We start from the raw sequence: 21,463 nt of genomic DNA, 5'->3' as shown, positions 1-21,463 counted from the left end.
CGATGAACGCGCTCGTCAACAACGGCGATGCCGTCGGGCTGGCGGGCGCGACGGGGCCGAATCTCGGCGAGAAAGAGTTCGGTTTCCTGCGTGAGTTCGTGCTGCAGCATTGCGGTATCTCGCTGGGCGATCACAAGCGGCAGCTGGTCCAGGGTCGCTTGCTTCGCCGGCTACGCGCGCTGAATCTTTCGGGTTTCGAGGCGTATTGCGACCTGCTGCGCCGCGATCCCGAGTCGGAACTCGGCGAGCTGGCCAGCTGTATCAGCACCAACGTCACCTCGTTCTTCCGCGAGATGCACCACTACGACATGCTGGTCGACGAGCTGCTCCCGCGCTGGCTGGCGGAGAAGCGCGGCGGTCGGCTTCGTATCTGGTCGGCGGGTTGCTCCACTGGCGAAGAGCCGTACGCGATCGCGATGGTGCTGGCGGAAGCCATCGAGCGGACAGGTCTTCAGATCGACGCGAAGATCCTCGCCACCGACCTGTCACCGCAGGCGCTCGAAGCAGCGCGCAAAGGTGTGTATCCGGTGGATCGCCTCGGTGGCGTGAGCGACGCCCGTCGCAAGCGCTGGTTCCTGCGCGGTGAAGGCTCGTTCGATGGCTTCGTGCAGGTGCATCCGCGTCTACGCGAACTGGTCGCCATCCAGCCGTTGAACCTGCTGCACGAGTGGCCGATGCAGGGCAAGTTCGACGCCATTTTCTGCCGCAACGTCGTCATCTATTTCGACAAGCCGACCAAACAGCGCCTGTTCTCCCGTTATGCCGGCATGCTGGAAAGCCGCGGCTACCTGTTCCTGGGGCACTCGGAGTCCATGTACGGACTGTCCGAGGACTTCGATCTGATCGGCCGAACGGTCTACCGGAAACGCACATGAGCGACACGTTCGTCGCGCAGCCGAGAACCTTCATCGGCTTCGATCCGAAAAGCGTGCTGCCCGGGTTCGAGCACGTCCGCCGCTTCTGGGATCCTGCCCAGGAAGTGGTCACGGTAAAGATCCTGCCGGGCGAGTACTACGTGAGCACCCAGGAAGAGATGATCTCGACCGTGTTGGGTTCCTGCGTTTCGGCCTGTGTGCGCGATGCCCGTCGTCGCATCGGCGGCATGAATCATTTCATGTTGCCGGAACCGGCCGGCGACCGCGACAGCTGGACCTCCACGGTCGGCCGTGCGGCGCGATATGGCAACGATGCGATGGAGCAGCTGATCAACTCCATTCTCAAGGCCGGTGGTCGTCGCGACGATCTGGAAGTGAAGATTTTCGGCGGTGGACGCGTGCTGGCGACGATGACCGATATCGGCCAGCGCAACATCACCTTCGTCCAGCGCTATATCGCGACCGAGAACCTGAAGCTCTGCGCCGCGGATGTGGGCGATATCTACCCGCGCCAGGTGCAGTTCTTCCCGGTCAGCGGCAAGGTGCGCGTGCGCCAGTTGCGCGCCACGCACGACAACAATCTGGCCGATCGCGAGAAACGATACCTCAAGCGATTGGCTGACGATCCGATAAAGGGAGAGGTGGAGCTTTTTTGACGCTCGTCGTCAGTCGTTCCCCCTTACTCATTCCGCCACCCGAGTCGCTAGCGCCCATGCAGAAAGTACGCGTCCTTATCGTCGACGATTCGGCCCTGGTCCGAAAGGTGCTGACGACCATGCTCGAGTCCGATCCGGGCATCGAAGTGGTTGGCACGGCCGCGGATCCGCTGATCGCCCGCGAGAAGATCAAGCTGCTCAATCCCGACGTGCTGACGCTGGACGTCGAGATGCCGCGCATGGACGGCCTGACCTTCCTCGACAACCTGATGCGCCTGCGTCCGATGCCGGTGGTCATGGTCTCGACGCTGACGGAGCGGGGCGCCGACGTGACCCTGCGCGCGCTCGAGCTCGGCGCTGTGGACTTCTTCACCAAGCCGCCGGCGGACCTCGCCAACACCTTCATGGACCACGCGCCGGAGATCTGCGCCAAGGTGCGCCTCGCGGCGGGCGCCAGGCCGCGTGAGCGCGCGTCGGTCAGTAAGCTGGATGTCGCCCCGCGCCTCTCTGCCGACGCCGTGCTGCCGCGCGCACAGACGGCGGGAACGCGCGGTGGTACGCGCATCATCGCCATCGGTGCCTCCACCGGCGGTACCGAGGCGATTCGCGTGGTGCTCGAGGCGATGCCGCCTACGGCACCGCCGATCGTGATTACTCAGCACATTCCCGCGGCTTTCAGCGGTCCGTTCGCGGCGCGCATGGATTCCTGCTCCGCCATGCGCGTGATGGAGGCCCGTGATGGCCAGCCCATCCAGGCCGGTCATGCTTATATCGCCCCCGGTAGCCAGCACCTGCTGGTGATGTGGGACGGCGCGAAGCATGTCTGCCGCCTGCACGACGGTCCGCCAGTCAATCGTCACAAGCCCGCCGTGGACGTGCTGTTCCGTTCCATGGTCGCCAGTGTCGGAGCCGCTGCCATCGGTGTACTGCTCACCGGCATGGGTGACGACGGCGCTCGCGGCCTCGGCGAACTGAAGGAAATCGGCGCGCCGACCCTGGTCCAGGACGAAGCCAGCTCGGTGGTCTGGGGTATGCCCGGCGCCGCCTGGAAAGCCGGCGCCGCCGACGAAATGCTTCCGCTCGACGCGATCGCAGCGCGCTTGCTCGCGCTCGCCCATACACCTGTTTCCGCCGCCGCCTCGCGCGTCGGCACCTGATAGCGAGACGTCATCATGCTCATCCCGAAGAACGACCGAAGCATCGGCTTTGCCGCCAGTGCCATCGCCCTGGTCCTGGTGCTGGTGTTCCACTCGGCCTGGGTCTCCCCGGTCGTGGTGGCGCTCCTGACCGCGACCTGGATCGCGATCAGCCTGCGCCAGGCTGCGCTGCCGGACGTGGAAGTGGTGCTGCATTCCCCGTCCGCGCGGACGAGGCATCGGTACGCGAGGCGATGGAAGATGTGCGTAGCGCCATCGTCGACGAGCTCGGCCACGCCAGCCGCGAACTGCACCAGGCACTCGATCTGGTGCGTGACGCCGTTGCCGAACTCGGCGGTGGCTTCAACGGCCTGTCGCACAAGACCGGCAAGCAGCAGAAGCTGCTCACCGAGATCATCGAGAGCGGCGGCAATGGCATCTCGGTGCAGGACTTCGCCTCCCGCACGGCCGGCCTGCTCGAACACTTCGTCGGCCTCATCGTGCAGCTCTCGCGCGAGAGCCTGCGCATCGTCTACCGCATCGACGGCATGGCCAAGGAAATGGACGCCGTCTTCGCGCTGCTGAAGAACGTCAACACGATTGCCGAAGAAACCAACTTGCTGGCGCTGAACGCGGCGATCGAAGCGGCGCGTGCCGGTGAGTCAGGTCGTGGCTTCGCGGTGGTTGCCGGTGAGATCCGTAACCTCGCGCAGCACAGCAACCAGTTCAACGAGAAGATCGGCACCCACGTCGAGCGTTCGCGTACGGCGATGGAGCAGCTGCGCGAGCTGGTCGGCCACATGGCCTCGCAGGACATGAACGTGGCGCTTTCGGCCAAGGGCGATATCGACCGCATGATGTCGACGATCACCGAATCCAACGCGCGCACCAGCGCCGCCGCCGACGAAGCTGCCTCCATCAACCGTGGTCTCGGCAACGACGTTTCCACCACCATCCGCTCGCTTCAGTTCGAAGACATCCTCAGCCAGCTGCTGCACCAGACGCGCTCGCGCCTGGTCGAGCTGCAGGAGATCACCGCCGACTGCACCCGCGATATCGAAGAACTCGCGTGCGCGCCGGCCGATCCGGCCGAACTTGGCGCCCGCGCCCAGCGCGTCCGCTCGCGCCTGGCCGAGCAGCGTGAGCGTGCCCGCCTGCGTTCGCGTGGTCCCGCCCTCCAGCAGTCCATGGCTGCTGGTGACATCGATCTGTTTTAAGGGAAGCCACCATGTCCATTAACGTGCACAACGATACCGAACACGGCTGCCTGACCCTTCACCTGGGCGAGCGCTTCGACTTCTCCATCCACCGCGCCTTCCACGATGCCTGCCTGGGCGATGTGGTGGCCTCGCGCAGCTACGTGCTCGACCTTGAGCAGGTCACCGGCATGGATAGTTCCGCGCTGGGCATGCTGATGCTCCTGCGCGAACACGCCGGCGGCGACCGCGCTGAGATCCGCATCGTCAATGCGAGCGCCGACCTGCGTAACACCCTGCGCATTGCCGGGTTCGACAAGCTGTTCACCGTGCACTGATCGTCGCCGGTTCCAGTTCGCAAGAAACGCCTCGGCTTCCGGGGCGTTTTTTTTGGTTCTGTTTGCACCACAACATGGCTCGCCTTCTGCCATGTGGGAGCCGCTTCAGCGGCGATGCCCGTTAGCCGCACACTTGGGCGTCTCGCGAGGAGACCTTGGTGCCCACCCTCGCTGCTCAAACAGTCCTCCGCGTTTCGTACCGGAAGGCCGCTACCGCGGCTCATGTACTTATTTGGCCTACGGCCGCTCCACTTGTCCGGAACTCGCATCGAGGGTGGGCACCGAAGGCTCTGCGCCGCTCCGCCTGCGCCTGCCGCGGCGTGATCCGCTTTGAATTCCTCAGGGCCTTGCCAATGTGTCGCCTACACGAGCGTTTTACGCACATTTCGCACTTCATTCGATCCATATTCACGGCGCTGCGACGCGCCTGAACAGATGGCCGAAAACGCTCTACGTATTCCTACTTAGTGGCCTTTTTTGCGTACTAGAAAAGGGGGCGTGGGCGTTTTATGGATCCACGGTTGTGACGTGGGTCACATTCGATGTATCGCTCCCACAGGCAGGGGGCACTACCCAGAACGCCATGCGTTCGAGGAGTGAGTCGTGAGCGAACTCAAGTTCAGCAAGGTCTTTACCCGTACCCTTCTGGTCAGCTGCATCCTGGCCGCTTCGGTTTCTATGGCCGCGTGCAGCGGACACGGTTCGACCCATTCGGGCGGTGGTTCCGGTGGCACGGTGAACCCCGGCGGCGCCGGCGGTTCGGGTGATACGGGCGGCGGCACGGGCGGGACCGGTGGTGGCGATAGCGGCGGCACGGGCGGATCGGGCGGATCGGGCTCCGGCGGCGGCGGAACAGGCGGTACCGGTGGTGGCGACGGTGGTGGCACCGGCGGAACTGGCGGCACGGGCGGCGGCGGGACAGGTGGCACCGGCGGCGGTGGCGATGGTGGCGGCACCGGCGGTGGCGGAACGGGCGGCGGTGGCACGGGTGGTGGCGGCACCGGCGGTACGGGCGCTGCGGCTCCTTCCAACGCAGTCGGCGCCATCGCGACCGGCGCGGGCAACATCGTCTCTACCCTGGGCGGCACGGTCTCCGGTATCGGTGCACAGCTCCCGGCGGTGACCCTGCTCGGTGGAACCAATGGTCTGACGCCGGCGCTGGGCAACACCGTGGGCGACATCGGCAACGCGGTCACCGCGCTCGGTGACGGTCTCGCTGGCGGCGTCGGCCAGATCGGTAACATCGCCAATCCTGTCGGCACCACGACGAGCAGCCTCGACAACGTGGTGATCGATGTCGGTACTGGCGTCAAGGATCTCGGCACGGGCGTTGGCGGTATCGGTGCATCGACGCCGATCAATCCGATCACCTCTGGCCTGGGTGATGTCGTCACCAAGGTTGGCGGCGGCGTCGAGGGCATTGGCACGCAGCTGGGTGCCGCTCTCGGTTCGGCGCAGGCTAATGCGCTGACCCAGGCCGTCAGTAATGTCATCACGCCGGTGGCTGCATCGCTTGGCTCCACGGCATCGCCGGTCGCATCCACGAACCTCGTCGCTGCCACGGGCATGGCGGGAAGCGGCATCACCGGTGGCCTCAGCACGGGCGTGAATTCGCTCGCGACGGACATCAAGGGCGTGCAGGCGCCGGGTGCCCTGGGTGGCCTGTCGCAGCCGGTGGGTAACACGCTTGCCAGCGCCGCTGGTTCGTTGAACATGGCCAGCGTGACGCTTGGCACGGGTCTCGGTTCAGCAGGCGCCGTCGGCGCGGCACCGGTGACGAAGACGTTGGACGGCAGTGCCAATCTGGTCAGCAGCGTCGCTCCCGTCGTCAGCTCGCTTGGCACCGGTGGCCTCAGCGGCCTCGCTCCGGCGACCAACGCCGTGGCAAGCGTCGTGAACAACGTGGGTACCGGCGTCGGTAACGTCGTCAGCAGCCCGGCGATCGCGCCGGTGACGAACACGTTGAACACCGTGGTCAACAACGTCGCTTCCGCGACCGGGCTCTCCTCGACCACCGGCGCCGGCAGCAACAACGGTGCAGGCGCGGATCCGGTGAGCAGCCTGCTGGGCCGCCTGAAGGATCTCGGCAAGGGCAACCACGGCCTGTAATGCGATCGAAGCGGGCGGTGGCGACACCGCCCGCGTTCCGTTGTTCTTCGATTAGTCATCGTTCGTAGGGGGAGTTCATGAACCGATGGCTCGGCTGCCTGCTAGGCATGACCGTCGTGTGTTCCACCCAGGCGCAGGTTCGTGCGCCGGCCAATCCACTGCAGACCCTGCCGCGCACCGAGACGCCCAAGGAAGCGCCTTCGGTCACGGTAAACGTTCAGGCGCCTAACCCGGCGCTGGAAGCCCTGCTCGCCAGCCACCTCACGCCGACGCGTTTTGACGTCACCGGTGTGCGTTCGATTTCGTTTGCCGACGTCGCCGCGCTGTTTGCGCCGATGCGTGGCAAGGACACGACCGTGCGCGAGCTCGTGGCCGCGTGCGACAAGGTAACGGCGATGTACAAGGCGCATGGCTACGCGCTGTCGTTCGCCTTCGTGCCCGGGCAGACGTTCTCCGGCGGCGTGGTACAGATCACCGTCGTTGAAGGGTACGTATCGGGCGTGACAGTGCACGGCGATGCGGGCAACCTCGAAGGACGCATCCGTGCCATGGCGGCGCACATCGTGGATGAGCGGCCATTGCGCCAGGAAACGTTCGAGCGCTATACCCAGCTGCTCGGACAATTGCCTGGTGCGAAGATCGCGGCGAACGTGCCGCCACCGACCACGACGGACGGCGCGACCACGCTCGACCTTGGCGTGACGCGACAGCGCTACGACGCAAGCTACGGCATGGATCTCAATCATCCGGGTGCGCAAGGCGTGTTCACCGCGCTGGAGAACGGCGCGACCCCGCTCGGCGAACAGCTCAGCGTGTCCACCTTGTTTCCCAACGGCGGCGGACAGCGTCTGTATTCCGTGGGCTGGCTGGAGCCCATCGGCTCACGCGGCTGGCAGGGTCGCATCGATGGCAGTCATTACTGGGGCAGTCCCGACAGCGATGACGAGTTGCCGTCGTATCTCGATCACCGGCTCTCGCAGGAGCGCGTGGCACTGACGGCGATCTACCCGCTGGTATTGACCAACAGCAAGCGCCTCAACCTGACGACGGGCGTCTATGCATCCACGCAGGACGACCGCTATCGTAACGTCGACACGGGAGCAGCGATTTCTCTTCGGTCGAGCGTGCGCGTGCTCAACGCGGAGCTGTCCTGGTTGAAGGCCGCCGAGAAACGCACGGAGCAATTCAGCTTCGCCGTTGCGCACGGCTTCGACGCGTTCGGTGCCAGTTCCCGTGCCACATCCAACGTCGGCGGCCCGCTCGCCGTCGCCATGCCCGACGTCAACTTCACGCGTTACACCATGAGCCTGGCCTGGTCGGAGCAGTGGGCGCACAAGGTTGGCACGGTATTCCGGGCCACCGGGCAGTACAGCAACAATGCCTTGCCCTCGACGGAGCAGATCAACTTTGGCGGCCCAAGCTTCGCCTACGCCTACGACCCGGGCGATGCGGCAGGTGATAGCGGCTGGGCGGCGTCGATCGAGTTGAATCGCGCCTTTGTCTCCGGCACCACGTGGGTCAAATCGCTCGTGCCCTATGTGGCTTACCAGACGGCGCACGTATATCTCAACGGTGCGCGGCCGCTCATCAACAAGCTCGATTCCGCAGCGATCGGCGTCCGGGCATCAGACAACAAGCACTACACCGTGGACTTCGCGCTTGCCCAGCCGACGGGTGACAAGCCACCTGAGAGCAACAACAGGAACGTGCGCTGGAATCTCACGTTCAGTTACAAGCTGATGTGACGGAGGGGCGAAGGCGGGGGAGGGACATCGCCTTCACGGGGGCGACCGCACGATAAAGCGTCACTCCGATGCCGAGATCGCCATGCCCCTCTCCCTCAGTCCGCCCCCGATTCGCTTCGACGAATCCCTCGAGCACGTCGAGCCCGATGAGGCCGAGACGGCCGAAGAACTGATCGAAACGCTCACCGGCATCAACCAGACCACCCTCGAGCATGAAAAGCATGCGTTCCGCTCGGTTCACGCGAAGAGTCATGCGCTGCTCACCGGTGAGATGATTGTCGCTGACGACCTGCCTCGCGAACTCGCGCAGGGCATCTTTGCAAAGGCGGGGACCTACGGCGTAGCGATGCGCCTGTCGACCGTCCCCGGCGACATCCTCGACGACAGCGTTTCGACGCCACGCGGCATGGCCGTGAAGATTTTCGGCGTGGAGGGCGACCGACTGCCCGGTAGCGAGGGCGATGTCACCCAGGATTTCGTCATGGTCAACGGTCCTGCCTTTTCCGCGCCGACGGCGAAGAAGTTTGCCAGCACGCTCAAGCTCGTCGCGGCAACAACCGATCGCGCGGAAGGTGCAAAGAAGGCGCTTTCCGCGGTGCTTCGTGGCACGGAACGGCTGGTCGAGGCGTTCGGTGGCAAGAGCTCCACCTTGCTTGCCCTGGGTGGCCAGCCCGAGACCAACCCGCTGGGCGACAGCTATTTCAGCCAGGCGCCGCTGCGCTTCGGCGAGTACGTGGTGAAGGTGTCGGTTGCGCCGCGCTCGCCAAACCTCACGGCGCTCACCGACGCTGAACTCAACGTCAACGGCAAGCCGAACGGCCTGCGCGACGCGATGATCGAACACTTTGCGGCCGAAGGTGGCGAGTGGGACGTACGCGTGCAGTTCTGCACGGATCTCGAATCCATGCCGATCGAGGATGCGTCGGTGCCTTGGCCGGAAGAGAAGAGCCCGTATATCGATGTGGCACGCATTGTCATACCGCCGCAGCCGGCGTGGAATGAAGCGCGGCGCCAGGCGATCGACGATGGCCTGGCCTTCAGTCCCTGGCATGGTGTCGCCGCACACCGGCCACTGGGCTCGGTGATGCGTGCGCGTCGCGTGGCATACAAGGTGATGGCGAAATTCCGCGCGCACCACAACAAGGTGCCGATCCACGAGCCGAAGTCCGTCGACGAACTCCGGCTCTGAGGCAGCCTCACCAGCCCATGTAGTGGCCGCCGTTGATGGCAAGGTTCGAGCCGGTGATCCAGCTCGAGTCCTCGCTGGTCAGGAAGGCCACCGCATGGGCGATTTCCTCCGGACGGCCAAGTCGGCCTACTGGAATCTGCGCGATGATCTTCTGGCGGATGTCGTCAGGCACGGCCATGACCAGATCGGTACCGACGTAGCCCGGCGAAACCGTATTCACGGTGATGCCGAAGCGCGCGTTTTCCTGTGCCAGCGAAATCGTAAAGCCGTGCATGCCCGCCTTGGCCGCGGCGTAGTTCGCCTGGCCGTATTGGCCTTTCTGGCCATTGATCGAGCTGATCTGCACGATGCGACCCCACTGGCGGGAGCGCATGCCTTCGATTACCGGGCGGGTGACGTTGAAGACGGCATTGAGGTTGGTGTTAACCACGTCCGTCCACTGCTGAAAATCCATCTTGTGGAAGGTGGTATCGCGGGTGATGCCGGCGTTGTTGATCAGGATTTCGATCGGACCGGCGAGATCCTCGATGCTGCGCACCATGGTGGCGGCGGAGACAGGATCCGCCACGTCGCCGGGGACCATGACCACATCGATGCCGTCGCGGATCATGTCTTCACGCCAGGCCGCAGCCTTGGCTTCGTCACGGTAGTTGGTGGCGACCCGGTGGCCCTGGCGCGCAAGGTAGCGCACGATCGCAGTACCGATGCCGCCCGTGCCGCCGGTCACCAGTGCCGTGCGTTGCGTAATGCCTTGACTCATCCTCGCCCGTTTCCCGTAATGGCCCGCCGCGCGGGCAAACGATTGTTATAGCGCCCCATCGCCATCAAGACTACTGCGGCGGAGCGACGCAGGCTTGAACTCGTTTAGCCCGGCATGAAGCAGGTCGCGCGGCGTGGCGGGCCCGGAGGGGGTATTCAGGCCCAGGCGCTCGAGTGCTTGGCGAAGGGCAGGCAGTGGGTCGGCGGGGTCCACGGGCAGGGCGGACGTCGACTTTGAGAGCTTTCGGCCATCCGTATCCAGGACCAGGGGCAGGTGGAGGTAACCGGGCGTTGCCAGGCCCAGGAGCCGCTGCAGGTAGATCTGCCGGGCCGTCGAATCGAGCAGGTCGGCGCCCCGGACCACATGGGTGATGCCTTGCTGGCCGTCGTCGACCACGCAGGCCAGCTGGTATGCCCAGAGACCCTCGACCCGACGGATGACGAAATCTCCGGCGACTTCCATGAGATTTTCGGACTGAGGGCCCTGCAGGTCGTCGTGCCAGTGAATGATTTCATCGGGCGTGCGCAGGCGCCACGCCGGCGCCCGTTCCGGGTCGGGCAGGGCGACGCACTGGCCATGACGGTGCATGCCACCGTGAACGGCCAGGTCGGCCCGGCTGCACCAGCAGGGGAAGACGTGACCCTCGACCTTCAATCGTCCGAAGGCCATCTCGTAGGCCTCGCCGCGTGCCGACTGATATAGCACCGGACCGTCTGGCGGCATACCGAAGGCCTCGAGCGTGGCCAGGATCGATGCCGCCGATCCGGGAACCTCGCGTGGGGGATCGATGTCTTCGATGCGGACGACCCATTCCCCGTGGTGGTAGCGGGCAACCAGCCAGCTGCCGACCGCGGCAACCAGGGAGCCGAAGTGAAGTGCGCCAGTGGGCGACGGGGCGAACCGTCCGCGATAGCTCATGGGCTGTAACCGAACACGGGTTGAGACGTTTCTCACAACGCACAGGGCGCGGGAGCGACAGTGTAGGCGAAGCGCTCAAGCGCAGAAGGGCGCTGGGGCGCCATCCCCCGAGCGGCGCGGGCTGCGGGGATTGAATCATTCAGCGTTCGCCCCGAAAACTTCGCGTAAGGCGGCGTCAAACAGTCAGCTGCCAATGAGAGAGAAAGACATGTTCAAACGCATCGGGCTCTTCATCGCGACCAACCTCGCGGTCGTTCTTCTGCTCAGCATCGTGTGTCGTGTGCTGGGTATCGACCAGTGGGCCGCCCAGCGCGGCATGGGCCTTACGGGCCTGATCGTGTTCGCCTCGATCTTCGGCATGGGCGGCGCATTCATCTCGCTGGCCATCTCCAAGTGGATGGCGAAGATGAGCACCGGCGCCAAGGTGATCACCTCCCCGGCAAACGAAACCGAGCGCTGGCTCGTCGAGACCGTGCGCCGCCATGCCGAGAAGGCCGGCATCGGCATGCCTGAGGTGGCCGTCTACGACGCCCCCGAGATGAACGCCTTCGCGACCGGCATGAGCCGCAATAACGCCCTCGTGGCAGTCAGCAGTGGCCTGCTCCAGCAGATGGACCGTGAGCAGGTATCGGCCGTGCTGGGCCATGAGATCGGTCACGTCGCCAATGGCGACATGGTCACGCTCACCCTGATCCAGGGCGTGCTCAATACCCTGGTGATCGTGCTGGCGCGCGTGGTCGGCCGCGTGGTCGACAGCTGGATGAGCGGCGGTCGCGAGCGTGACGGGGAGGGCGGCATCGGCTACTTCGTCGTCGTCATGGTCCTGCAGATCGTGTTCGGCCTGTTCGCCTCGATCATCGTGTCGTGGTTCTCCCGCTGGCGCGAGTTCCGCGCCGACGCCGCCGGTGCCAACCTGGCCGGCCGCGCCTCCATGATCTCCGCCCTGCAGCGCCTGTCGGCCAACCACGGCGACACCAGCCTGCCGCAGACCATCCAGGCCTTCGGCATCTCCGGCCACCTGGCCAGCGGTTTCAAGCGCCTGTTCATGAGCCACCCGCCCATCGAGCAGCGCATCGCCGCCCTCCAGGCCGCCCGATAAGCGGCCGGCCCGCTCTCTGTGGGAGCCGTTTCATCGGCGATGCCCTGTGTGGGAGCCGATTCATCGGCGATGGGGGGCTGCCGCCTCACCGCTCCGTTGGCTTTTCGCCGCTGAAGCGGCTCCCACATGTCCTGGTATCGCCGCTGAAGCGGCTCCCACATGTCCGGTTACCTTTTTTCGCGCGCCTCGCGCCCCCATAATCCGGTGCTGTCCTAACTGAAGGAACGGCACCGTGAGCCAGGAAACACGTAAGTTCGAAGCCGAGGTCGCCCAGGTCCTGCACCTGGTCACCCATTCCCTCTACTCGCACAAGGAAATCTTCCTCCGCGAGCTCATTTCCAACGCCTCCGACGCCTGCGACAAGCTGCGCTTCGAGGCCGTGGGCAACCCCGATCTCACCTCCGACGACCCGGAACTCCGTATCCAGATCACCTGGGATCCGGAAGCGCGCACCGTCAGCGTGCGCGACAACGGCATCGGCATGAGCAAGGACGAAGTCGTCGCCAACATCGGCACGATCGCCAGCTCGGGTACCCGCCGCTACCTCGAGGCTCTCTCGGGCGAGCAGAAGAACGACGCGCGCCTGATCGGCCAGTTCGGTGTGGGCTTCTACTCCGCCTTCGTCGTGGCCGACAAGGTCACGGTCATCACCCGTCGTGCCGGCGAGCCGACCGAGGCTGGCGTGCGTTGGGAAAGCGATGGCAAGGGCGAGTACACCCTCGAGGACATGAATGTCACCGAGCGTGGCACCACCGTCGTGCTGCACCTCAAGGCCGACGAAGACGAGTTCCTGAAGTTCTGGACGCTGCGCGCGGCCGTGACCAAGTACTCCGACCACGTGGCCTTCCCGATCCGCATGCCGGCCGAGAAAGACGGCAAGCCGGATCCGACGGACTGGCAGACGATCAATTCGGCCTCGGCCCTGTGGAGCCGTCCGAAGAGCGAGATCACGGACGAGGAATACCAGAACTTCTACAAGGCGCTCGGCCACGACTTCAACGACGCTCTCGCCTGGACGCACAACCGCGTCGAAGGCAGCCAGAGCTTCACCACATTGCTCTACGTGCCGGAACAGCCGCCGTTCGACCTGATGATGGGCGGCCGCGAGGAGCGCAAGGGTCTCAAGCTCTACATCAAGCGCGTCTTCATCATGGACGCCGCGGAAGAGTTGCTGCCGAACTACCTGCGCTTTGTGCGTGGTGTAGTGGACGCCGACGACCTGCCGCTCAATGTCAGCCGCGAAATCCTCCAGCAGAACCGCCAGCTCGAACGCATCAAGGCCGCGTGCACCAAGCGCGTACTGGACCTGCTCGAAAAGGTATCGCGCGACGAGCCGGAGAAGTTCGCCACGTTCCTCGCGGGCTTCGGCAACACGCTGAAGGAAGGCATTGTCGAAGACACGGCCAACCGCGACCGCATCGCCAAGCTGCTGCGCTTTGCTTCGACCAAGGGCGACGGCGCCGCGAAGACGGTATCGTTCGACGATTACATCACTCGCATGGGCGAAGGCCAGGACACGATCTGGTACGTCACGGCGGATAGCTACGCCGCCGCTGCCGGTAGCCCGCAGCTCGAGGCCCTCAAGGCCAAGGGCATCGAAGTGCTGCTGATGTCCGATCGCGTCGACGAATGGATGCTCGGTTATCTCACCGAGTACGACGGCAAGCGCCTGCGCAACGTGTCCAAGGGTGAGTTCCCGCTCGACGAGGCTGACAAGGCCAAGCAAGAGGCAGCCAGCGCCGAAGCCGCCCCGTTGATCGACCGCACCAAGGCGCTCCTCGGCGACCGCGTGGGTGACGTTCGCGTCTCTGCACGCCTTACCGATTCCCCGTCGTGCCTCGCGCTGGCGGACTTCGATCTCGCACCGCATCTTGCCCGCCTTCTGCGCGAAGCCGGCCAGGACGTACCCGAGTCGAAGGCTGTGCTCGAGCTCAACCCCGAGCATCCGCTGGTCAAGCGCCTCGCCGCCGAGACCGACGACGCGAAAGCTGGCGATATCGCCGGCCTGCTCCTTGAGCAAGCCGAGATCACCGCTGGCGCCCAGCTCGCCGATCCCGCTGCCTTCGTTCAACGCATGAACCGAGTCCTCCTCGGGTAACGAAGCGGCGAGCCCGGTGGGATGCTCCATGTGGGAGCCGCTTCAGCGGCGATGGGCCTGAGGGGATCTGGCTATCGCCGCTGAAGCGGCTCCCACACAGAGCTGCCGGCTTTCGGGCAGGAGGATGCGCTGTTATCGTCCTGCCTCATGTCCGCACTGCTCATCCTCTTCGCCTGCCTCGCGCTCGGCATTCTCTGCCGGCGCTTTGCCACGCTGCCCGAAGGCATCGTTCCCGGTATCAACTGGTGGGTGCTCAACATCGCGTTACCGGCGCTCGTGCTGGCCCTCGTGCCACACGTCACGATCGACGCACGCCTGTGGTTTCCCGTGGTCGGCATGTACGTCACCTTCTTCGGGGCATGGGCGCTTTTCGCCATGCTCGGTCGCATCTTCGCGTGGTCGCCGGCGCGCATCGGCTGCCTGACCCTCGTCTGCGGCCTGGGTAATACCTCTTTCATGGGCTACCCCATGATGGAAGCCCTGCATGGCAAGGCGGGCCTCTCGGTGGCCGTCATCGCCGATCAGCTAGGTTGCTTCCCGATGCTCGCTGCCGGCGGCATCGTGGTGGCGTCGATGTATTCGGGCAGGGGGGCGAGCGTGCCAGCCATCGTTCGCCGTGTGCTGACCTTTCCGGCTTTCGTCTGCCTCGTCATTGGCGTCATCGTCGGCCTGCTTGGTGGGTGGCCCGGCGGTGTCGAGAAGGTGATGCTGCAGATTGGCGCGACGCTGACGCCGCTGGCGCTGTTCTCGGTGGGCCTGCAGTTTCGTCTTCACCTGCAGCGGGACCAGGTGGGTGCGCTGATCGCCGGCCTCGGCTGGAAGCTGTTCCTCGCGCCACTGGTGGTGTTCGGTATCGGTATCGCCGCCGGTATCGGTGGGCTGACGCTTACGGTCGGCGTCCTTCAGGCCGCCATGGCGCCGATGATCTCGGCCGCCATCCTGGCCGATCAGTACGATCTCGAGCCGCGCCTGGCCAACACGGTGCTTGGCGCCGGCATCCTGCTTTGCCTGGTCACGGTGCCCTTGGGCAACCTGTTGCTACCCGCAGGCTGAAGGGGTTGGCTTTGCACAGCGACGACCTCACACTTTTCCCATGACCGACATCTCGACGACTCCTGGCGTACGCGCCGACGTGTGGCTATGGGCCGCGCGCTTCTTCAAGACCCGCGCGCTGGCCAAGGAAGCGATCGTCGGCGGCAAGGTCGAACTCAACGATGCCGCCTGCAAGCCAGCGAAGACGGTGCAGGTCGGTGATCACCTCAAGATCACTCGTGGCGAAGAGCGCTTCGTCGCGGTCGTCGCTGCGTTGTCCGAGAAGCGTGGTCCCGCGCCCGAAGCGCGCAAGCTCTACACCGAAACGGATGAGAGTCTCGCCGAGCGGGAACGACAACGAGAGGATCGTCGACTGACCGGCGGCGCGTTGCTGCGGCCCCAGGGTAAGCCCGATAAGCACGCGCGTCGCTTGATCCAGGATCTGAAGAAGACGCTCTGACCATGCTCGTGCCCACTGACATCTTGCCTGGCCGACTGCTCAGTCGTCACGGCCGCACGCGCGCGCATCCGCTCACGCGGGCTTTCAGCCGGCTGCTCCCCTGGTCGGCGAACAAAACGAAGACCTCGTTCGATCTGCACCAGCACGGCGTGGTCGTCCATCACGCTTCGCATCGCAAGCAAGCCTTCGTCCCGTTCATGGCGATGGCCGATCTCTACCTCTATCGAACTGGCGGTCGTCTGTTTGGTCCGGCCAATGCGCTCGCGTTCCGTCGTGGCCCCGACGATGCGTGGGTCGATGTGCTCGACGATCACGGCGATGCGTTCCGGCTGCGCGGCGAAATCATCGGCGGCCAGTTGCGTGAGCGCGGCCCACTCGCCTTGCGCTCACTGGAGGCGGGCGAGGTGCTGACGTTTCATGCCATCACTGACGCGGATCGGCTGGCAAAACGTTCGGCGACTGCGACGACGTTCGGCACGACCAGTGTCATTGCACTAAGCAGCGGCGGTGTCGAGGTCGACGGCGAGCCGATTTCGATCGCGGACATCGCGAGGCTCGACGAAGGTGGCCCGGATGGTTCGCTGCGCTTGCTCGATGCGCAGGGCCAGGTGCTTTGGCGCGTGCATTACCTTTCGATGTTCAGCGCCGACCTCTTCATCGTACTGATGCGTACGATGATCGAAGCGCACCAGTACGGCCTCGCAAAAAAAACCGCCCCCCGTAACTCAGGCCCGGGCTGCTGACGCGGGGATGAGGCGGGGGGCGCCACGGGGCTGAAAGATGGAGAGTCGTAAGCCCCGTTGCGGTCAGGCCAGAGGCCCGGACCGCAGAGTCACTATAGGTACGCGCTGACTAGAGGGGAATTCGATTGTTCAGATCGTCCCCATAGGGCGTCTCAATGGTTCAGCGCAGCATTTTCTTCAGCTTATAGAGCCGATCCAGCGCATCCCGCGGCGAGAGGTCGTCCGGATCGATGGCGCGGAGCGCCTCTTCAACCGGCGAAGGCAGTGACGGAGCGAACAGGCCCATCTGCGGCGTCGCGGCAGGCGGCGTGGCGACCGCCGCGGTTACCTCGTGTCCCTGCTCTAAAGCGGCAAGGTAGCGTCGCGCATCGGCGATCACGGCCTTGGGCAAACCGGCCAGCGCGGCGACCTGCAGGCCGAAGCTCCGGTTGGCCGGGCCGTCCTTCACCGTGTGCATGAAGACCAGTTGCTCGCCGTACTCGACCGCGTCCAGGTGCACGTTGGCGATGGTGGCGAAGTCCCCGGCTAGTTCGGTCAGCTCGAAGTAGTGCGTGGCGAACAGCGTGTAGGCGCAGCTGGTGGCGGCCAGGTGCACGGCGGCCGCACGCGCAAGCGAAAGGCCGTCGTACGTGCTGGTACCGCGGCCGACTTCGTCCATCAGCACGAGGCTGCATTCGGTCGCGTTATGCAGGATGTTCGCCGTCTCGCTCATCTCGACCATGAAGGTCGACTGGCCGCGAGAGAGATCGTCACCCGCGCCGATGCGCGTGAAGATGCGATCGATTGGCCCGATGGTGGCTCCGGATGCCGGCACGTAACTGCCGACATGGGCCAGCAACACGATCAATGCGTTCTGCCGCATATAGGTGGACTTACCGCCCATGTTCGGGCCGGTGATGACCAGCATGCGACGGCCGCGATCGAGCACGAGGTCGTTCGGCTCGAACGGCTCATCGCGCACTTTCTCGACCACGGGATGGCGACCGCGCTCGATGTGGATACCTTGCTCATCGGTGAGTGCAGGCGCTGCCCAGTCAAGCGTTTCGGCGCGCTCGGCGAGATTCGCGAGTACGTCGAGCTCGGCCATCGCGGTGGCCGCGATCTTCAGTTCGGAAAGGCGATCCGTCAGCTTGTCGAGAAGCAGTTCGTAGAGCGCGCGTTCGCGCATCAACGAACGTTCCTTCGCAGAGAGCACTTTATCCTCGAACTGCTTGAGCTCTTCGGTGATATAGCGCTCGGCGTTCTTCGTGGTCTGGCGACGCGTGTAATGCTGCGGTGCCTTCTCCGAATGCGCCTTGGTGATCTCGATGTAATACCCGTGCACGCGGTTGTAGCCGACCTTCAGCGTGGAGATGCCGCTGGACGCTTTCTCGCGCTCTTCCATGTCGACCAGGAACTGATCGGCATTGGTGGAGAGCTGGCGCAGTTCGTCGAGCTCTTCGTCGTAGCCTTCGGCCAGCACACCGCCATCGCGCAGGAGTACGGGCGGCTGGGCGATCACGGCACGCGCGAGCAGGGCAGCGGTGTCGGCGTGATCGCCGATGCGCTCCACCAGGCTATGCAGCAACGGACTGTCGAGACCATCTATGTCTTCGCGCAGCGCCGGCGCCGCAGCGAGGCCATCACGCAAGGTGGAAAGGTCACGCGGGCGCGCAGAGCGCAACGCGACACGCGCGAGAATGCGTTCGAGGTCGCCGATGCCCCGCAGGCGTTCGCGCAGCGTCGCGTGGCGGCGAGCGTCGATCAGGCTGCCGATGGCCTGGTGACGGCCACGCAGCACCTGGCGATCCCGCAGGGGGCGATTGAGCCAGCGACGCAGCAGGCGCGCGCCCATGGGCGTCACGGTCTCGTCGAGCACGCCGAGTAGCGTGTTCTCCACGCGACCACTCTGGTGCGTGTCGATTTCCAGGTTGCGCCGGGTGGCCGCATCCATGGCGATCGTTTCGCCCGCGTTCTCAACCGCCATGCCGGTGAGGTGGGGCAGGGCAGCCTTCTGGGTTTCTTCGACATAGCCGAGCAGGCAACCCGCCGCAGCCACGGCGAGGGGCATGCCGTCCACACCAAAACCGAGCAGGTCACGTGTCTTGAAGAAGCGGCACAGCTCGCGCCGCGCGGCATCGCCATCGAAGTGCCAGGGCTGGCGCTTGCGCAGGCCGGGCAGGGTGGAAACAAGCTTGGGCCAGGCGACGTCTTCGCCGACCAGGGTTTCCGCAGGCTGCAGGCGCGCGAGTTCCGCAGCCAGGCCTTCGGCGGTCGGCACCTCGGTGAGCAGGAAGCGGCCGGTGGAGAGGTCCACCCAGGCCAGGCCGTAGCCGGTCTGGCCTGCCGCGATAGAGAGCAGCAGGTTGTCGCGACGCTCTTCCATCAGCGCGGCGTCGGTCACCGTGCCCGGGGTGACGATACGCACGACTTCGCGCTTCACCGGACCCTTGGAAAGGGCCGGGTCGCCGATCTGCTCGCACAGCGCCACGGACTCGCCCAGCTTCACCAGGCGCGCCAGGTAATTCTCGACCGCGTGGTACGGCACGCCCGCCATGGGGATCGGCGCACCGGCCGACTGGCCACGCTGCGTCAGCGTGATATCCAGCAGGCGAGCCGCTTTGCGGGCGTCGTCGTAGAACAGCTCGTAGAAGTCGCCCATCCGGAAAAACAGCAGGATGTCCGGATGCTCCGCCTTGGCCGTCAGGTACTGCCGCATAAAGGGCGTATGCCCGGCGCCGACCGAGGTATCTTCTGCTAAAGCCATGATTTTCCGAGATTCAATGCCGAAGGCGCGCCACTCCGGCGCGCAGATTCACCATGATACCGTCGTTAGGCTTTCGCCTACAAAATCCCACTGGCAGCCATTTTTGACACGGCAATGCAATTGCATTACCGTGTGACCACGTTCCTCGGGAGGCGTGACATGACCGACTGTGTGTTGGAAGTCAGCTCAACGCTGACAGATCGCTATCAGACGACCGTGCCAGAGGCGGTCCGGCAGTCTCTGCAGCTCAATCGCCGTGATCGCATCCGATACCAGATCCTTTCAGATGGCGGGGTTTTGCTTCAGCGAGAGGAGCCTGCCCACGACGACCCGGTGGTAGCGAAATTCACCTTATTCTTGGCTGCAGATATGCAAAACCACCCCGAAAACGTGATGTTGTTGGATGAGCGTCTCGTCGAGAGCCTGCGTGCTCTCACGGCGGGCGTCGAGCTGGATCTTGATGCGCCATTGCCGGCCGATTGTGACGATTAAAGGGAAGCGTTGATGAAAATCCAGGGATGGACGATCGCCCACCACTCGTTTTTCGGCGATCAATTGCAGGCCCTGATTACGCAGATGACAGTCGACGCCGCGAGAGATGCTTCGAAATACCGAAAGAAGAGAGCCTTCCTGGTTTTGGCTGCCATCACCAAGCTAGCGTTCCACGACATTCCATCCGACCCAGCCAACCCGAAATATCGTCAGGGCGACACCTTGGGCGGCGCGAACAAGGGATGGTTCCGGGCAAAGTTCTTCCAGCAATATCGGCTGTTCTTCCGTTTCAGCGAGAAGGAAAAGACGATCATTTACGCTTGGGTGAATGACGAGGACACGCTGAGGGCTTACGGCGAAAAAACTGACGCCTATGCAACCTTTCGTCGAATGTTGGATCGGGGTATTCCACCCGGTGATTGGGCCGCACTGAGGAGCCAGATTCGTAGCGACACTGAAGTGGGCGAATTGGCGGAACAGATGCGAGCGTTGACGCGTTAGCCGGCCTTAGTCGCGATGGGTCGACCTTGCGTCGGTACGATGACGGCGGCTCGGCAATCACAGGAGATAACTCCGGATGAAGAACGTAGACACCCCGGTACTCAGCATCGCCTATGAAGAGCACGGCCCCGGCGACGGCTGGCCAGTCATCCTCTCGCACGGCTTTCCCTACGACGTGCATGGATACGACGAGGTAGCGCCACTGCTCGCTCAAGCAGGAGCGAGGGTCATCGTGCCGTACACGCGTGGCTTCGGTCCGACTCGCTTTCTCTCTCGGGACACGATGCGTAGCGGCCAGCAGGCGGCGCGCGCATGCGACATCGTTCAACTCGCCGACGCATTGGAGCTGGAGCGCCCCATCCTCGGTGGATTCGACTGGGGTGGTAATGCGTCGTGCGTAGTGGCGGCGCTCTGGCCCGAACGTATCGGCGGCCTGGTGTCTTATGCCAGCTACGACATCATCGACGTTAACGGACAGCGCCATTCCGCGCCGCCCTCCCTGGAGCGTGTGTGCTGGTACCAGCATCTGTTTCAGTCAGAACGCGGTCGCGAGTGTCTGTCCGAGAACAGGCGAGACCTGTGCAGGTTGTTGTGGCGTGAATGGTCGCCAGAATGGGCGTTCGACGATGTGACTTTCGCCCGCTCGGCGGAGAGTTTTGATAACCCCGACTTCGTCGATGTGGTCATCCACGCTTACCGGTGCATGTTAGGCCTGGAAAGCGGGGATCCTGCCATGCAGGATATCGAAGACCGGCTGGCTTCACGGCCACGGATAAGCGTGCCCACGGTCACCCTGGATGGCACGAGCGACCCTCTCAAACCGGGTGGAACGGCAGACCATGCATCCCTGTTCACCGGCAAGCACGAGCACCGCACGTCCCGCTCGGGGCATAACTTTCCTCACGAGTCGCCAGAGGCCTTTGCCGATGCTTTACTGACTGTCAGGGCGTGGTCGTCCTGACCACTTAGACGTCAGTGCTTATGCGTGAGCGCATCCGTCAGATGGATCCGTGCATGCGCCTCGGCCGCGCACTGGATGCCCCGGTGCGTCATCGCGCCGATCGCTTCCAGTGTCATCGACAGCCGTGTGCAGTCCACGGTGTCGGACTCGTGGACAAGCTCGGCCAGCATCTGCGTGACGTTGCGCGCGTACTGCAGCCACTCGGTGGCTTCGTTCAAAAGCTCATGTGCGTTGGCGTCGTGTTCCAGAACCATCGTGTGCTCCTCTCGTCCATCCGCGTCTTTCCGGACGCGGCACGTCGAGCCGAAACGCGACGTGCCGCGGCCCATCGGACTCGCGGTTTCACCGGCTGCCCGTGATCGGGCGTCGGGGGTGTGATTGATGAAGTGGGTAGCGGGGCCAGCCAAGA

20 protein-coding genes are annotated in these 21,463 nt (G+C 64.5%); 16 read left to right on the top strand and 4 right to left on the bottom strand.

The features are described 5' to 3' along the window. Positions 1 to 2: 2 nt before the first annotated feature. From ACVWWJ_RS16975 to ACVWWJ_RS16940, 8 genes are all read left to right on the top strand, one after another. Positions 3 to 875, top strand: a complete 873-nt coding sequence (locus ACVWWJ_RS16975) for a CheR family methyltransferase (RefSeq protein WP_456968814.1) — start codon at positions 3 to 5, stop codon at positions 873 to 875. After that, positions 872 to 1,531 (top strand): chemoreceptor glutamine deamidase CheD, encoded by a 660-nt coding sequence (cheD, locus tag ACVWWJ_RS16970; RefSeq protein WP_456968813.1) that lies wholly within the window; start codon positions 872 to 874, stop codon positions 1,529 to 1,531. The genes ACVWWJ_RS16975 and cheD overlap by 4 nt, the downstream gene beginning before the upstream one ends. A gap of 56 nt (positions 1,532 to 1,587) precedes the next feature. Next, complete coding sequence (locus ACVWWJ_RS16965) at positions 1,588 to 2,688, top strand: protein-glutamate methylesterase/protein-glutamine glutaminase (RefSeq protein WP_159893479.1); 1,101 nt, start codon at positions 1,588 to 1,590, stop codon at positions 2,686 to 2,688. 233 nt (positions 2,689 to 2,921) lie between these two features. Continuing rightward, positions 2,922 to 3,884: a methyl-accepting chemotaxis protein gene (locus ACVWWJ_RS16960; protein WP_456968812.1), complete on the top strand. Its 963-nt coding sequence runs from the start codon at positions 2,922 to 2,924 to the stop codon at positions 3,882 to 3,884. 11 nt (positions 3,885 to 3,895) lie between these two features. Then, positions 3,896 to 4,201: an STAS domain-containing protein gene (locus ACVWWJ_RS16955; protein ID WP_456968811.1), complete on the top strand. Its 306-nt coding sequence runs from the start codon at positions 3,896 to 3,898 to the stop codon at positions 4,199 to 4,201. Positions 4,202 to 4,804: 603 nt separating this feature from the next. After that, positions 4,805 to 6,310 carry a collagen-like triple helix repeat-containing protein gene (locus ACVWWJ_RS16950; RefSeq protein WP_456968810.1) on the top strand — a complete coding sequence of 502 codons (1,506 nt, stop codon included), beginning with the start codon at positions 4,805 to 4,807 and terminating at the stop codon, positions 6,308 to 6,310. 77 nt (positions 6,311 to 6,387) lie between these two features. Then, positions 6,388 to 8,055 (top strand): ShlB/FhaC/HecB family hemolysin secretion/activation protein, encoded by a 1,668-nt coding sequence (locus tag ACVWWJ_RS16945; RefSeq protein WP_456968809.1) that lies wholly within the window; start codon positions 6,388 to 6,390, stop codon positions 8,053 to 8,055. Between the two features lie 82 nt (positions 8,056 to 8,137). Then, positions 8,138 to 9,244 carry a catalase family protein gene (locus ACVWWJ_RS16940; RefSeq protein WP_456968808.1) on the top strand — a complete coding sequence of 369 codons (1,107 nt, stop codon included), beginning with the start codon at positions 8,138 to 8,140 and terminating at the stop codon, positions 9,242 to 9,244. 7 nt (positions 9,245 to 9,251) lie between these two features. Here the strand turns inward: ACVWWJ_RS16940 and phbB are convergent, their stop codons facing one another. Further along, entirely contained in the window at positions 9,252 to 9,992 is a 741-nt protein-coding gene (gene phbB, locus ACVWWJ_RS16935; RefSeq protein WP_456969730.1) for an acetoacetyl-CoA reductase, read from the bottom strand. Between the two features lie 57 nt (positions 9,993 to 10,049). Beyond that, positions 10,050 to 10,922: a tRNA glutamyl-Q(34) synthetase GluQRS gene (gene gluQRS / locus ACVWWJ_RS16930; RefSeq protein WP_456968807.1), complete on the bottom strand. Its 873-nt coding sequence runs from the start codon at positions 10,920 to 10,922 to the stop codon at positions 10,050 to 10,052. 208 nt (positions 10,923 to 11,130) lie between these two features. Here gluQRS and htpX point away from each other — a divergent pair, with 208 nt between their 5' ends. The 5 genes from htpX (at position 11,131) to ACVWWJ_RS16905 (ending at position 16,354) form a co-directional block, all read left to right on the top strand. Beyond that, positions 11,131 to 12,021, top strand: coding sequence for a protease HtpX (htpX, locus tag ACVWWJ_RS16925; RefSeq protein ID WP_159892671.1), 891 nt, complete (start codon positions 11,131 to 11,133; stop codon positions 12,019 to 12,021). Between the two features lie 232 nt (positions 12,022 to 12,253). Next, positions 12,254 to 14,119, top strand: a complete 1,866-nt coding sequence (gene htpG, locus ACVWWJ_RS16920) for a molecular chaperone HtpG (protein WP_456968806.1) — start codon at positions 12,254 to 12,256, stop codon at positions 14,117 to 14,119. A 147-nt stretch (positions 14,120 to 14,266) separates the two neighbouring features. Further along, complete coding sequence (locus tag ACVWWJ_RS16915; RefSeq protein ID WP_456968805.1) at positions 14,267 to 15,172, top strand: AEC family transporter; 906 nt, start codon at positions 14,267 to 14,269, stop codon at positions 15,170 to 15,172. A gap of 40 nt (positions 15,173 to 15,212) precedes the next feature. Further along, positions 15,213 to 15,611, top strand: coding sequence for an RNA-binding S4 domain-containing protein (locus tag ACVWWJ_RS16910; protein ID WP_456968804.1), 399 nt, complete (start codon positions 15,213 to 15,215; stop codon positions 15,609 to 15,611). A gap of 2 nt (positions 15,612 to 15,613) precedes the next feature. After that, entirely contained in the window at positions 15,614 to 16,354 is a 741-nt protein-coding gene (locus tag ACVWWJ_RS16905) for a hypothetical protein (protein WP_456968803.1), read from the top strand. 160 nt (positions 16,355 to 16,514) lie between these two features. Here ACVWWJ_RS16905 and mutS read toward each other — a convergent pair whose 3' ends face one another. After that, on the bottom strand, positions 16,515 to 19,100 hold the full coding sequence (gene mutS, locus ACVWWJ_RS16900; protein ID WP_456968802.1) for a DNA mismatch repair protein MutS: 2,586 nt from the start codon (positions 19,098 to 19,100) through the stop codon (positions 16,515 to 16,517). A 159-nt stretch (positions 19,101 to 19,259) separates the two neighbouring features. Here mutS and ACVWWJ_RS16895 point away from each other — a divergent pair, with 159 nt between their 5' ends. The 3 genes from ACVWWJ_RS16895 (at position 19,260) to ACVWWJ_RS16885 (ending at position 21,054) form a co-directional block, all read left to right on the top strand. Beyond that, positions 19,260 to 19,592, top strand: coding sequence for a type II toxin-antitoxin system PrlF family antitoxin (locus ACVWWJ_RS16895; RefSeq protein WP_456968801.1), 333 nt, complete (start codon positions 19,260 to 19,262; stop codon positions 19,590 to 19,592). 12 nt (positions 19,593 to 19,604) lie between these two features. Further along, a complete protein-coding gene (locus tag ACVWWJ_RS16890) occupies positions 19,605 to 20,093 on the top strand; it encodes a type II toxin-antitoxin system YhaV family toxin (protein WP_456968800.1) in 489 nt (162 codons plus the stop codon). 76 nt (positions 20,094 to 20,169) lie between these two features. Beyond that, positions 20,170 to 21,054 (top strand): alpha/beta fold hydrolase, encoded by an 885-nt coding sequence (locus ACVWWJ_RS16885; RefSeq protein ID WP_456968799.1) that lies wholly within the window; start codon positions 20,170 to 20,172, stop codon positions 21,052 to 21,054. 11 nt (positions 21,055 to 21,065) lie between these two features. Here ACVWWJ_RS16885 and ACVWWJ_RS16880 read toward each other — a convergent pair whose 3' ends face one another. Then, positions 21,066 to 21,308, bottom strand: coding sequence for a hypothetical protein (locus ACVWWJ_RS16880; RefSeq protein WP_159892685.1), 243 nt, complete (start codon positions 21,306 to 21,308; stop codon positions 21,066 to 21,068). Between the last annotated feature and the right edge of the window lie 155 nt (positions 21,309 to 21,463).

The sequence above is a fragment of the Luteibacter sp. HA06 genome (assembly GCF_054061215.1).
Note: the sequence above shows the minus strand (reverse complement) of the source record. Positions and strands in the feature narration are given on the sequence as shown.

Bases quoted from the DNA above. Each gene is read 5' to 3' on its own strand.
- ACVWWJ_RS16975 (WP_456968814.1), top strand. From the start codon at position 3: ATGAACGCGCTCGTCAACAACGGCGATGCCGTCGGGCTGGCGGGCGCG.
- cheD (WP_456968813.1), top strand. From the start codon at position 872: ATGAGCGACACGTTCGTCGCGCAGCCGAGAACCTTCATCGGCTTCGAT.
- ACVWWJ_RS16965 (WP_159893479.1), top strand. From the start codon at position 1,588: ATGCAGAAAGTACGCGTCCTTATCGTCGACGATTCGGCCCTGGTCCGA.
- ACVWWJ_RS16960 (WP_456968812.1), top strand. From the start codon at position 2,922: ATGGAAGATGTGCGTAGCGCCATCGTCGACGAGCTCGGCCACGCCAGC.
- ACVWWJ_RS16955 (WP_456968811.1), top strand. From the start codon at position 3,896: ATGTCCATTAACGTGCACAACGATACCGAACACGGCTGCCTGACCCTT.
- ACVWWJ_RS16945 (WP_456968809.1), top strand. From the start codon at position 6,388: ATGAACCGATGGCTCGGCTGCCTGCTAGGCATGACCGTCGTGTGTTCC.
- ACVWWJ_RS16940 (WP_456968808.1), top strand. From the start codon at position 8,138: ATGCCCCTCTCCCTCAGTCCGCCCCCGATTCGCTTCGACGAATCCCTC.
- gluQRS (WP_456968807.1), bottom strand. From the start codon at position 10,922: ATGAGCTATCGCGGACGGTTCGCCCCGTCGCCCACTGGCGCACTTCAC.
- htpX (WP_159892671.1), top strand. From the start codon at position 11,131: ATGTTCAAACGCATCGGGCTCTTCATCGCGACCAACCTCGCGGTCGTT.
- ACVWWJ_RS16915 (WP_456968805.1), top strand. From the start codon at position 14,267: ATGTCCGCACTGCTCATCCTCTTCGCCTGCCTCGCGCTCGGCATTCTC.
- ACVWWJ_RS16910 (WP_456968804.1), top strand. From the start codon at position 15,213: ATGACCGACATCTCGACGACTCCTGGCGTACGCGCCGACGTGTGGCTA.
- ACVWWJ_RS16905 (WP_456968803.1), top strand. From the start codon at position 15,614: ATGCTCGTGCCCACTGACATCTTGCCTGGCCGACTGCTCAGTCGTCAC.
- mutS (WP_456968802.1), bottom strand. From the start codon at position 19,100: ATGGCTTTAGCAGAAGATACCTCGGTCGGCGCCGGGCATACGCCCTTT.
- ACVWWJ_RS16895 (WP_456968801.1), top strand. From the start codon at position 19,260: ATGACCGACTGTGTGTTGGAAGTCAGCTCAACGCTGACAGATCGCTAT.
- ACVWWJ_RS16890 (WP_456968800.1), top strand. From the start codon at position 19,605: ATGAAAATCCAGGGATGGACGATCGCCCACCACTCGTTTTTCGGCGAT.
- ACVWWJ_RS16885 (WP_456968799.1), top strand. From the start codon at position 20,170: ATGAAGAACGTAGACACCCCGGTACTCAGCATCGCCTATGAAGAGCAC.
- ACVWWJ_RS16880 (WP_159892685.1), bottom strand. From the start codon at position 21,308: ATGGTTCTGGAACACGACGCCAACGCACATGAGCTTTTGAACGAAGCC.